Source organism: Sporocytophaga myxococcoides, from assembly GCF_000775915.1.
GTDB classification, from domain to species: Bacteria; Bacteroidota; Bacteroidia; order Cytophagales; family Cytophagaceae; genus Sporocytophaga; species Sporocytophaga myxococcoides_A.
On sequence record NZ_BBLT01000001.1, the window covers coordinates 902,941 to 920,351 of the forward strand.

The following is a 17,411-nucleotide window of genomic DNA, read 5'->3' on the forward strand; positions in this document are numbered from 1 at the left end:
ATTTATTCATATTTGCAGCGTGAGTTTAACAAGCAAATCATAAACAAACTTCATAAAAGTTAATTGAAAAATAGAAGGTGTTCCTCTGAGATAAGTGCTTGTTAAAACCTAATAATACACCTGCAAAAGTTAATAGTTAAGAGCGATTACAAACCAATACAAAATATTGGATAGGATTGAGTATTTAGTTCTTCTAACGCAAATGGGTTGCATTGATTCCAGATATCTTTAAGAAGAAACTTATAGATAGGGAAAAAACAAAAGTGTTAATTTTTTTAGAATTTACTGATTGGCTTAGCTCTGAATATAATTGGAAGTCAGTATCTCTTACAATACATATTCAGCAAAGGATTTTAGTATATAGAAAATGTTAAAGTCGTAGATATGATGAACTTTCTACCTTATTCCTCATATTAAATTTTCAATTCTAAAAGCACTATACTCTTAAAAATTCAACGAAGATAAAGTTGATAGAAGATTATATAACTATAGAACCTTAGCATTCATGTAGATTGAACTCTAAATGAATAATCTATTTATTTTATATAAGGAGGAGGCTGAAAATCCGCAATAGAGTAGGCACCCAGGAAGCTGAAAATGGGAAGCAAGAGTAAGCAAAATGTATTTTTTGGTTAAACGAATGAAAATCATTGATTATGCTTTGCAAAGCACAACAGTTGCCAATCCAGACGGCACAATGCCAGCCACGGTAGTAAATTGTTCTACGCTACAAGGACCTGGTAACATTGCTACAGGAAATTTTCCAAACGCTTTGGACCTTGGTTCCAATGGAAGAATTCAGGTTCAGTTAAATCCTACAGTAATCACCACAAATAAGTTTTTTGTAAGAGTTGTTTTTAAAGTTGATAGCGCTGTGGTTGTGAGACAAAATCTTATTGAGTCCAATTGTCTGCCATTTTCTATGTTTATTGATAAAGGAACTGGGAATTCAGATTTTAAAGTGGCAGTTTCTGTAGATCCTAAAGCACATGGATGGTCAGGAACAACCAGTGAGTTTTTTACTGATTTAAAACTGGGACAATGGTATACTGCAGACCTGGTTTATGATACTGATACAGTAGCTTTGTTTATTGATGGAGTTATATTATCAGTTCATGCCTATCCATCTGGTTTAATTGAAAAGTTTTCTGGAAATCAATTGTACATAGGTACTTGGGTAAATGGTTCAAGTTATCATTTCAATGGAAAGATAGCAGCTGTTCAGCTTTTTACTGATGAAATCCCTGTAGCAATTGAGCAGCAATTAGACGAGCGTCGCAGCCATCCAGAATGGTTTATTACTTTCAAGCTGGAATCTATTAAAAGTACCATGAATTTTGGAAATCCACATGGTAAGTGGCAGTATGATGGTGCAACTATGTCTTACAGCCAAATGTATGATGCAGGGCTTATTATGTACAATGAAAGTGTAGGAGTTGCTTTTGAAATGCATGGAGCGATATTTCAATATTATAAAAATCTTGCAAACAAATCAGAACTTGGTTATCTGGTAAGTGATGAAATCAATACGGCAAAAGCCGGGGGTAGAAAGAACCTGTTCAGCAAAGGTGGTATTTACTGGGGGCCTGAAACTGGAGCAGCTCATGTTTCAGGACAATTGTATATTGATTATGAACTTTTCAATGAGTCTGCATTAATTGGATGGCCAATTAGCCCTGCTGTCGCATTAAATAATGGAAAAGAGCAAGTCTTTCAAGGTGGAAGAATGTATTTTAAGAATAGTACAGCAAAGGCCTTCGAAGTACATGGAGCAATTCTTAATAAATTTCTTGCAACAGGAGGTATAAACAAATGGGGATATCCTGTAAGCAATGAATCAGATGTAAAAAACAACAACCAGGTAATTGGAAAATTCAGTGAATTTGAAAGTTGCACAATATACTGGAGCAGTACTACTGGCGCATTTGAAGTACATGGAGATATCCGGAATAAATACAAATCAGTGAATGGACCGATTGGTCAACTTGGTTTTCCAACTTCTGATGAAGCTGATATTCCGGGTGCATCAGGAGGTGCTCGCCATAATACTTTTCAGAATGGAAGCATCCTTTGGTTTGGAAGCTCGAGCAATATGTTTGTTTGTTTGCCATTTACCATTTTCCTAGGACGTGTGGATACTAAAGAATCTGAAGGAGCATTTATGGGGCAGAATGATTTATACATGAAGGCTACTTTACAGGATAATGGAAATTTGATATATAATCAGCGGTTTCCAAGTTCAGGTGATTTTGATGGTAAAAATATAGTTGATGTTAATACTCATAGTTCTGTCATAGTTCCTAACAGTCCTAACAGAATTATTAAGTTCACTTTAGATGTTTGGGAAAGTGATGGTGGTGCTCCTTTCGGAGGTGATGACGATCATTTAGGTATATTTTCTAAAACCTTGTCTATGGCCAATGCATGGGGATTGGCTGAAAATAACGGAATTTTCAAAACTGGACCTTTTGGTATGGTTAATTCCGTCACCTGGTCAGTTCAACCCAAAGTTGATCCTAATACTCTGACACCTATTCAAAAATGGTGGGGCGTAAAAAATAGGGGTACAGCTTTAATTAGTTATGATGAATATGCTTCTGCATTCAGGGACGTAGATAGCGATCCGGAAGACTGGGATTTGACAGATTGGCTTGAGAAAGCTTTTTACGAGTTGGTAATAGATAGTCTGGCAAGTAGTGGTAATTGTTTTGGTATGTCTTTAGAAGCAATCTACGCATCTAAATTCAGAAGTCTGTTCAGCATGCCTTTGGATCGCTTCAATAAATGGGAAACTGTAGAAAGAGAATTCAATATTAAACATCAGTATCAGGTGGGGGCTGCAGGCATCTGGTGGTTTGTAGGACAAGTGCTTTCAGGCAATACACATAATCCAGTTGACGTTTTCAATGAAACCAGAAAAGAATTTTTACGTGGATGTGATCCTGTTGTATGCATTGCTCAAAACTATGATTTCAGTGGTAAGCCACACTGTATATTGCCAGTTGGATGGGATAGTAGCAGTAAGCCATGGAAAATAAGTATTTTAGATCCTAATTTTCCTGGTGAATTAAGAACATTGTTTGTTGATCCGGATAAAAACGAGTTTAGTTATGATGGCGGAAATAAATACAAAGGTGGAGCATGGGAAGGAGGTCGTTTTCACTATATGCCATATTCTGTTACAAATGAAAGGCCAAGAACTCCTATCTGGGATGCAATTGCATTACTACTAACAGGAACAATAATTTTTGTTGGTTCAGATACTGAAACCACCAATCTTGTGGATGATAACGGAATCGATCTTAATGCATACGGAAGCAATAGTATAAACCTGTTAAAACAGAATAAGTCACTATATAATCAATTTGTATCTATTAAGGGAGTAGCTGCAAAACTAAATCCAGCATCGAACATAGGGAAAATTAATATTGATTTATCATCCTTGTCATCTAGAAGAGGTAGTATAGCTTCAGAGATGTTCATGCGTTCAGTAAAAGATTCTCAGTTTGACTTAGTAAAGAATCCTAACCTTGGAAGGTTATCCGATGTGATGTTATCTAACCTTACTTTAGCAGACGTTATGTCTGATAAGAAGTTGGCCCAAAACCTTTCTGCACTATCAGGTAATTCTGCTCTATATAATAGCATGCGCGACAGAAAACTGAGTTATATCGTTAGTGACAAGAAGCTGATGAGTAAACTTGATCCAACTTTATCCGCATCACTTGCTTCTCTTGCAAGCTCGTCTAATTCAAAGAATTTTAAGCATGATCTTCGTGGTATCAATAACGGAAATCTGTTTTATGCAATAAAGGACAAACTAAATGAATTTAGTGTGCAGTCCACAATTAAATCAGGAGAAATTAATTCTTTTGAATCAAAGAATCTCGGCACCAATTCATCAGTTGTTAAAATGGTAAGCGCTGAAAATAAAACAGTAAAATTGGAGATCAATAATAAGTTAGGCGTAGGGAAAGACAATTTAAAAATAGTGATTGACAAGATTCCTGCTTCAGCTGGAAAAGATTTAAACCTTAATATTAAACCTGGACTTGCAGGACTTGATCTCATCACTGCGGCTGAAAGAGTGCAGGCATCGGTATCCATTCAGGCTGTTATTTCAGGAAAAACATATCAACAGAAATTTGGAGTGGACATCGAAGGTGGTATTCGTATTCGTCCTTCTACTGTACTTACCAATAATGAATTGAAGATCGGAAAGATTGATACATTATTTGGGCAGATGATAAATTCAAAAATGGTTAAAGGTAACTAACCTTGAAGTAATTTTTGAAAGTGCATTTTGATGTTGCTAGCGGATGAAGAGTGCACAACATCCTTTTATCACGCAGGCCTTTTGTGATTTGCGATAGTATACATTTCTAATCAAATCTGGTTTGGCTCAACATCAGGGTAAAAGTTTTCTATGAATTGTAAAATAGAGTGCAGTGTTTTTTTACACTGCACTTTTTATTTTATTAAACTATAAGTATAGTCTGTTTTTCCAAATGAGAACATGTTTATACAATGGCTTGTAACTTTTCTTTTTAATTTTTTTAATAAGCTCTGTTGTGAAAATGAGGTGATTATAATAGGTTCAGTCTTTGATAATAGTTTTTTTAAATGAAAAAATATCAGAAAGCTTTCCAGAAAGCATGAATTTCTTAAATTTAATTTCTATTGAATGAAATTTCTACAATCCCTAACACTAATCTAAAATGTTCTTATGCTTAAATTATCAAAAAAGGCAGTAACATTAGGTCTATTGCTTAGCCTGGGAATCATTGGAGTAAAGGCTCAAAATAGCACTGTAGCCGCTGGCGGAGATGGCTCCGGTAGCGGGGGAACGGTAAGCTATTCTATTGGTCTGACAAGCTTTGAAGCTGCTTCAGGTACCTCGGGCTCTGTTTCTGCTGGCGTGCAACATGCATATGTTTCTGTAGTATCTGGCTTAGATCACCCGGAAATTAATTTATTGGCAGAAGTTTATCCTAATCCTACTGCAAACAATGTAACACTAAAGGTTGATGGAATAAGCACCGATCACCTGAGTTTTGTTCTGCTGGACATAACCGGCAATGTACTTCAACAAAGTTCTGTAATCAACAGCACGACAACCATTAATCTTGAAAACCTTTCCAATACTACTTATTTGTTAAAAGTTTTCAGAAAGAAACATGAACTAAAAACTTTTAAAATCATTAAAAATTCTTAACCCATGAAAAAATACTTTTACTTTATAATTATTACTATTATCGGTCTGCACGTAGCTTATGCGCAGGCCCCAAATCTAATAAGCTATCAGGCTGTGGTGAGAAACAGCAGTAATGAACTGGTATCTAATACTACAGTAGGTATAAAAATCAGTATTCTTCAATCATCTGCAAACGGAACAGAAGTCTATTCTGAAGGACATCAGACAGGAAGCAATGGCAATGGTCTGGTAAGTATAGCAATAGGTGGAGGAGAAATTATATCCGGAAGTTTTGCTGCAATAGACTGGTCTAAAGGGCCGTATTTTATAAAAACAGAAATTGATCCTGCAGGAGGATCTGATTATACAATTACAAGCGTTTCGCAATTACTAAGCGTACCTTATGCACTTTATGCCGAGAAATCCGGTAGTAACATTCCGGGACCGGCAGGTCCTCAGGGTCCGGCTGGTCCGCAAGGTGTACCAGGCTCTCAAGGTCCAATAGGCCCACAGGGAATTACTGGACCACAGGGAGTAGCAGGTCCTGCTGGAGCTACAGGCCCTCAAGGCCCGGCAGGTCCGCAAGGCCCGGTAGGCCCTATAGGAGCCACTGGCCCTCAGGGACCTGCAGGGGTGAGTGTTAAGACTATTACAGGTTATGTAAACCCAACAAATAAAATTGGAACAGGATACACACTTGAGCGACTGGCTAACCAGCAATATAAGGTTACCTGGCCTGCGGGATCATTCCCGAGTTTACATTTTCCAGCTGTTTTTACTTATAGCGGAGCAGTTCCTTTAGCAAGCTGGAATGCCAATGGTGATGGCTCAGGAGATTTTGTAACCAGAACCAATGTAGGAGATACGATCTGGTTTACTATAACTGAGATTAAATAATCTATTTGAGTAAGAGGTGTCCAGTTTTTTTTGACACCTCTTTTAGTTTTTCATTCATTGTTATCATAAGTATCAGCTTAGATAATAACTTTCTTCCAGGTATATCCATTGATTTTAAGCAACTCTATCACCTTTTTTACATCCGGTTCATGTCCAATTGCAATGGTCTTTCTTATTTTCTTTTTTGAGTCAAATACTTTTAATGTAATGTTGGGTGTGATATATCAAAGTCAGAAATTTTTAGAGTTTCAGATAAAATAGTTAGGAACAAGTATTTTATTCTGAAGATAAACTCACCTTCCTTAAAGTTTGATTCGCAAGTATGACTTAATGTGAAAGGAGATAATGTAGCTATCGTCACTCAGGTTCCCACTATATAGTGTTTCACAGCAAAGAACTCAATCGTTGAAAAAAATAAGGCAACACAAATTATTCCTATTAAGGTGATTACGTTGGTTGATAAAATGCTGAATTTTTAAATCATATTCTAGGTTAGTAATAAAGGTAGGTTCTTGCAAACTGTATTTTTCTGCTTATAAGATATTATATCTCTGCCTATTGTCCTCATCTAAGTAATAAGACCACCTATCCAGTAAAAAGGTATTTTACTTTTCTATCTGTTTACGGTATTTCAGATTTTTTTTTGCAGATGCAAATTTGTTTTATCAATTAGATATATCAGTAAAGTAATTGTGTTGATATGCTTAAGATAGGACTTATAAAAACTGAAGCTTATTCAATAGTTATAAATTTTGCTTGATTATATATTTTGAAAGAAAGACCAGAGTATCCATTTTTATTAACTGGTTCTTGGAATATAACCTTCAATTCTGCTGACTATGACTGTCTTTTATATTGAATTCTAAACATTAAACCTATGCCAGAGAACATCAACAAAACCGATATTTTTAAATTTGTAGCGCTAAGACCTCCGGTACCTGTCAACAAAAGAGATCTTGAAACCAACTTTATTAAAGACAATAGAAAGCCAGAAGAATCGCCTGTTGGTAAATTGGTTTCGACCTTCGAAAGGAGTGACGGAGATAAAATTCCCGGAAAGATTTCAGATTTCATTCAAGACAACAAATATTATATTGATTTTCCGGAGTCTGCTGGTGACTATAGACTTTCAAAAATATATGAAGAAGCAAAATCCATATCCAAAGACTCATTTAACCTTGAAAGTATAAAAGAGAAAATATCAGGGAGTATTAATGATTCAATTGCATCTTTCCTGGAAAAGGAAGAATCAAAGCAACTACTGAATAATATCTGGGACAGATATTATGCGTTTTATATTTTATCAAAAACTGAAAATCAAAACTTAGAGATTTTAACCAAAGGCTTAAGGGTTTTTCATCTACTGGATTTAATCAATCAATCAAGGATAAATAATATTTCAGATTTTCAAAGAGCCATTACTGCTCAACCTTTGATAGCATCATTGTTTACTGACCTGCCTAAGCCAACTGTCAAAGTTGAAAAACCAGAGGAGAAGAAACCGGATCCTGAGAAGTTAAGGGAATATAATAAGCTGTGGAATGACTTCATTACCACACACAGGGCTATTGAGGAATTGAGGAAGTTAAAATTTGAGAACAAATTAGTTTCAGAAACTCAGGATGCTCCAAAGTCTGATAAGAAAAGAGGCAATGATATTACAGGTAAGATTACGTTTGCGAAGAGCATATCCGTAATAGATCAGAGGAGTTTTGCTAAGTTGCATCCTGCTACAGTATCCATATTAAAAGAGTATGCGATAGATAAAGATAATTTTCAGGTTAGCGAACCTGCTACTGAACTTCAACAGTCTCTGGATTCTCTGTATCTGAGTATGTCAAATATAGAAGATGTTGAATTCATAAATGTAATGCCAGTTGAAGCAAGATCTATTGCTGGTTTGGCATATTTGGAAAACAAAATAAAAGGATTAGCCGGAATTCAATACAAACCCTATATTCCACCTACTAATGTCAGAGCGTCTATCAAACCTTTGGGAATTGGAGAACTGAAAGTTGTTAAACAAAAGCTTAAGAACTATACAGCAGGAGAGGTAGCGCATATAGAAAATGTACTACGTGGAGAGTATAAAGAGAGAAAGCACCGGGTGCTTGACAGAACAGAAGAGATCTTTACTGTTAGCAGCGAAACTTCGGAAGAAACGACCAAGGATACTCAAAGCACTGAACGCTTTGAACTGAAAAAGGAAAGTGAGAAAACCATTGAAGAGCAGATGAGTGTTCAGGCAGGCGTTACTGTTTCCGGTTCCTATGGGGTAGTAACCTTTGGTGCACACGGAGAATTTGCTTACAGTACATCAAGTCAGGAATCAAACAAAAATTCTTCCAACTTTGCAAGAGAAGTTATAGATAGATCTGTTTCAAAAATTCAGAAAAGAACGAAAGAGGAGAGAACAGTTAAAAAGCTTCACGAAGTAGAAGAGATTAATACGCATGGAGTTGATAATAAAGAAAAACCTGATCATGCAGTAGGTATTTACAGATGGGTGGATAAATACTATGATGCTCAGATCTATAATTATGGAAAGAGAATGATGTTTGAGTTCATTATTCCTGAGCCAGCAGCATTTTATGAATATGCTCAGACTCATAAGCCAAAGAAAGATATCAAGCCTCCAAAGGTGCTTAGTTCAACTCTGACACATAAGAATATAACAGAGTTCAACTATCAGGATTTTATAAGGGATTATAATATTCAGGGAATCACACCCCCGCCACCGTACTATAAAACAGCATCAACAGTCTTATCAAGTGATGCCAGCATACAGAATGGGACGTCCTTGTCCAAGAGCACCAAAGAACTGATCATTCCGGAAGGTTACTCTCTGACAAGTTTGAGTTTTAGTTTATCTACAATTTATGAAAATAATCCTCAGTTTAAGCTTTCCATTGGCTCTAATGATATGGGATGGGCAGTCATTACGGATAATGATGCAAGAAGAAGATGGGACTTCCAAGCAGGGGCTGTTAATTATATAGATGGCATCATTCCTGTATCATTGAACTGTTATGATATTAATTCTTTCTTTGTAAATGTAACTGTAGGCTGTGTGCGTAGTGCTGCCAAATATGAACAATGGCAGATACAAACATTCGAAAAAATTATGAATGCATATAAGGCATTGCAAATGGAGTACGAAGAAAAAGTGGCAGCTCAGGAAGTTCAGCAGGGTATTGCGATTACAGGAGTGAATCCCCGGATCAATAGAGAAATTGAAAAGGTTGAACTTAAAAAACAGTGCATTAAATTGTTAATGGATACTTACCTTTTCGGATCTTTTAATGCTATGAAAGATAATGGATCCAACCCTCCGGACTTTGATATATTTGACGCTATGGATGAAGGCAAGACCATTCAGTTTTTTGAACAGGCATTTGAATGGGAAAACCTTACGTATCTATTCTATCCTTACTTCTGGTCAAGGAGGAGCCAGTGGATGCACAAATCCAGTATCTATGATAATGATCCTTTGTTTACGAAGTTCCTGCAGGCAGGATCTGCCAGAGTAGTAATTCCTGTTTATCCGGCGTACAATGATGCTGTAATGTATTTTCTTGAAAACAATGGAGCTATCTGGAAAGGAGGAGAGCCGCCTAGATTGAATGATCCGCTGTATATCTCATTGGCAGATGAATTAAGAGATGAAACAGATGACCTTGGAAATGCAACACCTGAAGGAACTCCATGGGAGGTAGTGCTTCCGACTACATTAGTTTATTTACAAAATGACTCCAACTTGCCAACTTTTTAATCTTTAAGAAATGGAAATACAGAATCCACCTTTAAGCGGCACTTATGATTGGCTTCTTTATGACAGGTTGGTTTATACCAGACTGTCGCTTGAGACCAGTCCTCCCTGGCCAGATGCAATCATTCGGCAAAATACCTTTTGTAATGCCTGTCTGAACATTACAAGAGCAAGGAGAGCCAGCGAGTTTACATCTGTGCGGCAAAGGAATGCCTATTATGATTTTATGTCATATGTGTTTGAATATTCTTCTATACCAGACAGACGAGCAAGGGGGATTAAGTTTTTCCACGCTACCACTGCGGTCACAACCTGGGCTGCTCTTGGAGCAATAGAAGGGGTTGCACGATCTGTTGTTTTAAGCCCGGCAACAATAAATGTGCTTTCGGAAGTAAACCGTCTTCTGTTAGAAGAAAATATGTATGTGATCTATTGTCTTCTCTTTACTACAGACAATAACTTTCCTTTTGCTTTTGTAAATAATTCACCATGTGTGATACATCCAAGAGAGATCAGTTGCTTTGATTTTGATCTTCAGATGGTTCGCTTTGAGCAATCAATTGTCGAAAACTACATTACTTCACATAGAGATCAGTTTACAGACACTGTGAGGAATGAAATCAATGGTACATTAAATCCTTCCGGAGCTTTAATGTCCACGGTATCTTTTATTACCGGAGGAATTTCAAGGCAAGCTATGAATATGGCTAAAAGTGGACTTGGCGTTTCTGAACTTAGCTTTATGAATTATAGACACAGAACAGCAATAGGATTTGCCTCTGTCCATATTTTTCATCGCAGGATATCAGATTATACCAATTATTTAAGGTCAATCGGTTACATTTAATATTCAAATACTCAAGTTAAAAAAGGAATTGGACTGTGTTTCAATTCCTTTTTTATCAATTAAAAGAAGCTTTAATAACCCACAGTGGGGACTGCAAATGATATCAAATATTAAAGATTTAACATTTAAGAAAAATAATTTAAAAGTAAAATTTCATTTTGATCGTCTTCATTGTCATGATGAAGCAGGAGGATGGGGGAATGCTGAACCCTATATGTGGACAGTGTTTTTTAAGATAGATGGCACGACCTGCCGTTTAAATGATTCATTGATGTTAGAAGGTACAGCTACCATTTTTACATCTCCTGGTAATTATGGCCACTTAGCTGATTCGGATGTAGATGCCGGTGATACGATGCCTATTCCATCAACCATTGGACTAAAGGAAATGACATTAATTCCGATACCCGTTCCGGATACCGTCAAGAAAACTGGTATTGGTGATATACCTGCTTTTGCGGGTTGTATTGTGGTATTAATGGAAGGTGATCGGACGAAAGCTGGATTTCAAGCATTTGATGCAAACATTCAGAAGGCATTAAATAGCCTTATTCCAACTCTGGGATTTGCCAAGAAGGATATTTCTGAAGAGGATATAAGGAGCCTGACAGGAAAGATTCAAGTTAAGATTGAAGATGCCATTAAGAATCAACAACACCTCTTGGAGAACTTCCAAAGCTGGATCAATGCTGATAACACCATCGGTACAGCAGCGTTTAATTTTTCGGGTGACCAGCTGTTAGCACACAAGCTTACTTCGTTGAATGAAAGATGGATAAATGATAACGGCGACTGGGAATTATTCGGTTCCGTAAATGCAATAGAGCAGCCCAGCTGTTCTGAAAGAGTCTGATCATTAGATCAGACTCTTTTTTGTAATCTATATGTCCTCTGAAACTTAAATATTTTAAAAAAAATTTCCTGGGGCCTCTTTAAAGTTTCGGTTTTCTTCGATTTATATCCTTTACCTTTTAGTAGGTTATTTTTTATATCCTGTTCATAACCTATAGCAATTGTTTTTCTCCTTTTTTATATGGAATTAAAAATTGACCTGATAGCCTTAAATTGAAAATTTCATAATAGGGAATTTAACTCTATAAAACTGAATTTTTCCGAGGGTAGGTATAAAAATATAATAATCACGACGAAAAGCTTCTTTCATTATACCCGATGTGGTATAAGCTTTTCCAACCTTAAACAAAGTTCTGCCAATCATGTTGCAATGGAATAATTATAGATAAATTAATCAATAGATTGTTCCCTTGTCCATGAAAGTCAAACTTGTATTTTTAATATTATCCTTCTGCCTGATCGAAGCAAAGGCACAGGGCATCATTAAAGACTATAATAATATAGGCTGGTATGGTTATTTCGGTGATCATAAATTGAGCAGGAAATTTGGATTGCATACGGAATATCAATGGAGAAGAACACATTTTATCACAGCATGGCAACAATCTCTGGCCAGGGCAAGTGTTAACTATAAGATAACCGAAGACCTTTCTTTCGCCCTGGGATATACCTTTGTAGAGACTTATCCATACGGTGATTATCCGAGCACTAAAGAACCTTATCCAGAAAACAGGATCTATCAAGATCTGAAATTTAAAATTCCATTTTGGAAATTTGAATTTGAAAATCGATTAAGATTAGAGCAGCGGTTTATTGCAAAGCTTACAGATAGTACTGGTCATAAAATTACCGGGTGGGATTATAGGAATAGAATCAGATATCAGTTAAAAGTTGAATTTGCAGTTAAGGGAAATACCATAGATGCCAAAGAGCCATACCTGACAGCTTATGATGAAATTTTTATCCGGTTTGGCGGTAATACAGGTAAAAACTGCTTTGATCAGAACAGGTTATTTATTGGTCTCGGTTACAAATTCACGAAAGATTTCAAATTTGAAGGAGGTTATTTCTTTCAACTATCAAAGCATCAAAATAAAGAAAAGAACACGGGAAAATACGTTTATGAATACAATAAAGGATTTATTGTTTCTTTGTATTATGATATAGATTTCAGGAAAAGGGAAGGGGAATAGGCCATCTCGCAGAGACACCATGCAGGTGTCTCATAAACTATGGTATTTTTACCTGTTGTAAGCGATGAGGAAATTCAGGAGGGGATTAGATTGTGAAGAAAATAAGCCCTGTATCATGAATATACCCTGTTAGGCGTATACTTTCAGAATCACTATTAACTTTAATAAAACATGACTATATTTCAATGTTGTTTTTGAGGTGTTTAAATATTTGAAATACAATGAGAAGAGGGTTTTGTCTGACAGCATTGATACTTTATCATAGTACTAAAAATGACTTTTTTAAAAAAAAATATTTACTTTTCCATCAGTATTAATTTTAATCATATTCTATGAAATTCAGATTTTTACTTCTTTTATTTTTCTTTTTCCTTTCAGTTCATTCATATAGCCAGATAAAATTTGAAAAGGGATATTTTATTGATTCTGAAAACCAAAAAACAGAATGTTTGATTAGGGATTCTGACTGGAGAAACAATCCTTTAAAATTTAAATACAAGCTAGGTGAAGCCGATGAAGTTAAAGAGGCTGATATCTCTTCTGTAACTGAATTTGGCATTTACGAAAGAGTAAAATATGTTCGTGCCAATGTAAAAATCGATAGGTCAGGTGAAGAGCTGAGTAATTTAAGTAATAGCAGAAATCCGGAGTTTTCAGAAGAACTACTATTTTTAAAGGTAGTAGACGAAGGCTCTGCAACGCTATATTATTACAGAGATCCTAAGATTTTCAGGCTGTTTTACAAAGTGAATGATTCAGCTATTGAGCAATTGGTTTACAAAGAATATTATACTGCAGATGGCTTAGTTGCTACCAATGCAATGTTTCGTCAGCAACTGTTTATAAATGTTAATTGCAAAAAGAGTGTGTCGGTTGCTTCAATCGAAAATGTTCGCTATACAGAGAAGGAACTTGCAAAATATTTTCAGAAATATAATGAATGCATAGGAGACTCTATCTTCAAGCTGAGCAAAGAAAAAAGAGATTTGTTTAATTTAAGAATTACCCCGGGTTTTAGTTATTCCACCTTCAGCTTAAAGGATAATTTTTACAAAATCGACTTCGATAAAAAGCTGGCTTTCAGAGTAGGTTTACAGACAGAGTTTGTGTTGCCATTTTACAGGAAGTGGAGTGTGATTTTTGAACCCACCTATCAGAATTTCAATTCCAAAGGAAAAAACAGTTCTAATGACATAGGGAAAATTAAATATTCATTTATAGAGTTTCCTGTTGGTATTCGTCATTACTTCTTTTTAAATGAAAACCTAAAGCTTTTTGTAAACGGGTTGTTTATAATAAATATGAATTTGAAATTTAATTCGTCTCTGGTAACAGGAAATGAAGCTATGGGTTACTATAGCATTAAGACCCTTGAAGCTAAAGATAGTTTTGGTTTGGGGGCTGGAATTGAGAACAAAAGGATCAGCGCTGAAATCAGGTACTATCCCCATAGAAGTCTTACAAGTTCGAAAACATACACAACAAATTTTTCAAGGCTATCGCTAATAATTGGGTTTAAAGTATTTTAAAGAAAAGAATAAATGACCTCACCTTAAAGTCCTTCTCCTGAAGGAGAGGGATTTAGGGTGTATGTTATTAGTTATATCACTTTTAAATTTTTAACCCGCATAAAATAGGAGGAACAATACCTCTCTGACTTAATTAAACTACAAACCTCTATTTAGTTCATTCTTAGCCCAGCGAAGGATCTGATAGCTACAATATAAATTTACCATTTCAAGAGGAGTCTGCCAGATAGTTCAATTTTCATTCTTTGTAAAGCCCAAATGTTTTGCAAGCTCAAGGATGACAGGGAAGGTATTAGCAGTAAAGTAAAGCATTGCAACAGATCAATTCACTTTAATGTTAATGTTAATATAAAAACAAAAGTTATGAAGTATCAGAATGAAAAAGAGGAGTTAGATTCACTTTATGCTTTAGCTAAAGAGGAACAAAGGAACAGTGACAAAAAGTTTCTGGTGTGGGCAGGGGGAGACTCACCGAACCAACAAGATCAATTGTACCATCAGTTCAAAAATAGATTTCCGGAAATTGATATTGAGATTATAGTCGACTTATCTAAATACCATGATATAAAAATCTATGAACAATTGAATGATGGCTATTTAGAGCCAGATGTAACAATGCTTCAGACATTGAACGATTTTGAAAACTGGAAAAAAATGGAAGTTTTAGAGCCGTTCAAACCTGAAGGATTCAAGCACATTAGAGAGGGCTATTCTGATCCTGACGGACATTTTATTGCCGCATTTATATTTGCATTTTTACCTCAATATGCGAAAGAAGGTGTGGGTTTTGTTCCCGGCAACTATAAAGACTTTCTGAATCCGGTCTTTAAAGACAAGTTGGTGATGACTCCTCCTCACGATGATGATGCAGTGCTTTATGTTTTTGATAAGATCATCCAGAAATACGGAGTAAAATTTCTGTATGAATTAAAAAAGCAAAATCCTGTTTTTGTGCGAGGCACTGCAGCTCCGGCAGCGCTGGTAGGGCAAGAGGGATTTTTAGGAAATATAGTAGGTTATCCTGCTTATCCTGATCAACCTTCGCTATCGTTTATTCCTAAAGATGAATTTTTCATATCCTGGCCTCAAAGAGCAGCAATGTTTAAGCTGACAAAAAACAAAGCATCAGCCAGATTATTTTTAGCTTATGTTGCAAGTTTTGAGTATCAAAATTCAAGAGGATTTTGGTCAACCCGTACGGATGTAACGGAAATGGGAGGGTTAGAACCTCTGCAGAATTATAAAAATACCGACCCTCTCGGCTTTATTGAATGGATGAGAGACAGGGAACATATTCATGAGTTGCGCTCATTATTCACCGAAATATTCGGAGAGGTAAAAGGCGAATCACCTTTGAAGGACCAAAGTTTATTGAGAGTGTATTATAATACTTTGTAAGATAATTTGTGAGACAGCTAAATTATACACTGAACCAGCCTATGGAGACACCATAGTCAACTTAACAGAATCTTTCCTTTGTCATCTGAGCCCTGCGAAGAAACTGAGCTTTCAAAAATGAATAAAATTAAGCTATCTGGCAGGATAGTAGTTTAAATAACAAATTTTTAGTGATTATCAGATTCTTCGCAGGGTTCAGAATGACAATTTCATTGAATTTTGGACGGTTGAATCCTCTTAAATTAGTATGAATATAGATTAGAATTCAATAATATTGTATGTATCAATGAAAGTTACATGTACCTCGTTTGTATAAATAGGTTAGTGATTATTGTCACTGACGGCATAGCCAACATGGATACAAATAAGTAAATGTGAAACATAACCAATAATAATAAAATCAATATGCATACAAATCATCAATCAAAATATCAGACAATTATCAAAGCACCAATTGAAAAAGTTTGGAATGCTTTAACAAATCCTGAAATCGTAAAGCAATATTTCTTCGGCTCAAATCAGGAAACGGATTGGGCTGTAGGAAGCCCAATTTTATGGACTGGCGAATACGAAGGAACAACTTATGTGGACAAAGGTGTGGTATTAGAGTTTTTGCCTAATAAAAAACTTTCATTTAGCTATTTAAGCAGTTGGAGTGGGTTGGAGGATAAACCGGAAAATTATCTGTTGGTATCATACGAAGTAAATAAGACTGAAAACGGAACAGAACTTACCATTACACAATCCAACTATGACGAAGAAAAAGCAAAACATTCTGAAGAAAATTGGGGTGTAGTTATAGACGGGTTGAAGAAACTTGTAGAATAAAAAAACGAATTTCCTTCTTTGTCCTGTTACCTTTAAACACTATGTTTTGGTTCCTTTCCTAAAGCTATACAATGACCTGGAAGGTGGAAAAATAACTTTAAGGGAAGGTAAGTGTCTATGATACATTCTGTATACTTACAATAAGATATATAAATAAATTTGCTTTTTTCTCTTTTTGTTGATTTCTCAATTTGGGAAAGCACAGCCTAAAGTCAGAGCCTGTAACATCAACCTGGCTTTAGAGATAGACACAAGTATACAAATTGCAAACTGGGCCTTATCAGATTATGGTATTGTAGGTATAGAAACAGCTGAGCAGGCCTGGCTTGCCCTTGTTAAGAGGGCAAATTCTTCAAAACATATTTCTCGTATCCCAATATGGGATAAAAATTTGATTTCAGTGAGTAAAGATTCTGTTTATGCAGATTTACTTTTGACCCTTGTTAAAAACAAGGATACCATGTCGATCAAAATGCAAAACCTTTTGCTCGACCAGAGAAGTTGCAGCCTTTACTATGCTAAACATTATATGCCTTTCATTAAAGGTAATTTTATTGTCAAAATTAATAGGACGTCTGACTTCTGTTCATATAACGGAGTATATAGAAAAGCAGAATTAATGTTCCCTGGTTATGGCCCGAATATCTGGGATATAACGCCTGTGGACTGGAGTGCTCATAAAGTTGATTAGGGATAGATAATTTTACTGCATTATTCTGAAATTAAAGTTTGGCCATAGTCTCTATGGCCTGTTTTTACAAGTAGAGACGCCATGCTGGCGTCTCAGAAACTGTGGTTAAGAGGGGAAAGGAATAATAAGAACCAAATCATAATATGTATAAGGTATATTTATTATTTGAGGCTCGTTTTGTTATTCCTTCTGGAAGAGATTGTGAAATGAAGC

At 35.8% G+C, this 17,411-nt stretch carries 11 protein-coding genes; all 11 read left to right on the forward strand.

Features of this window, described 5'->3' with window-relative positions; translation table 11 throughout:
- The first annotated feature begins 640 nt into the window (after positions 1-640).
- The 11 genes from MYP_RS03905 (at position 641) to MYP_RS03960 (ending at position 17,198) form a co-directional block, all read left to right on the forward strand.
- A complete protein-coding gene (locus MYP_RS03905) occupies positions 641-4,276 on the forward strand; it encodes a LamG-like jellyroll fold domain-containing protein (protein WP_045458691.1) in 3,636 nt (1,211 codons plus the stop codon).
- 450 nt (positions 4,277-4,726) lie between these two features.
- Entirely contained in the window at positions 4,727-5,215 is a 489-nt protein-coding gene (locus MYP_RS03910; RefSeq protein WP_052429922.1) for a T9SS type A sorting domain-containing protein, read from the forward strand.
- Positions 5,216-5,218: 3 nt separating this feature from the next.
- Entirely contained in the window at positions 5,219-6,091 is an 873-nt protein-coding gene (locus tag MYP_RS26710; RefSeq protein WP_052429923.1) for a collagen-like protein, read from the forward strand.
- Positions 6,092-6,968: 877 nt separating this feature from the next.
- Entirely contained in the window at positions 6,969-9,863 is a 2,895-nt protein-coding gene (locus tag MYP_RS24715) for a hypothetical protein (RefSeq protein ID WP_052429924.1), read from the forward strand.
- Positions 9,864-9,873: 10 nt separating this feature from the next.
- Complete coding sequence (locus tag MYP_RS03930; RefSeq protein ID WP_045458694.1) at positions 9,874-10,707, forward strand: hypothetical protein; 834 nt, start codon at positions 9,874-9,876, stop codon at positions 10,705-10,707.
- 97 nt (positions 10,708-10,804) lie between these two features.
- Positions 10,805-11,560, forward strand: a complete 756-nt coding sequence (locus MYP_RS03935) for a hypothetical protein (protein WP_156140291.1) — start codon at positions 10,805-10,807, stop codon at positions 11,558-11,560.
- Between the two features lie 415 nt (positions 11,561-11,975).
- Positions 11,976-12,752: a DUF2490 domain-containing protein gene (locus MYP_RS03940; protein WP_052429925.1), complete on the forward strand. Its 777-nt coding sequence runs from the start codon at positions 11,976-11,978 to the stop codon at positions 12,750-12,752.
- A 332-nt stretch (positions 12,753-13,084) separates the two neighbouring features.
- Entirely contained in the window at positions 13,085-14,281 is a 1,197-nt protein-coding gene (locus MYP_RS03945; protein ID WP_045458700.1) for an outer membrane beta-barrel protein, read from the forward strand.
- Positions 14,282-14,644: 363 nt separating this feature from the next.
- Positions 14,645-15,679, forward strand: a complete 1,035-nt coding sequence (locus MYP_RS03950) for an ABC transporter substrate-binding protein (protein ID WP_045459194.1) — start codon at positions 14,645-14,647, stop codon at positions 15,677-15,679.
- 405 nt (positions 15,680-16,084) lie between these two features.
- Entirely contained in the window at positions 16,085-16,507 is a 423-nt protein-coding gene (locus MYP_RS03955; protein ID WP_045458703.1) for an SRPBCC domain-containing protein, read from the forward strand.
- Positions 16,508-16,682: 175 nt separating this feature from the next.
- Entirely contained in the window at positions 16,683-17,198 is a 516-nt protein-coding gene (locus tag MYP_RS03960; RefSeq protein WP_156140293.1) for a hypothetical protein, read from the forward strand.
- Positions 17,199-17,411 lie beyond the last annotated feature (213 nt).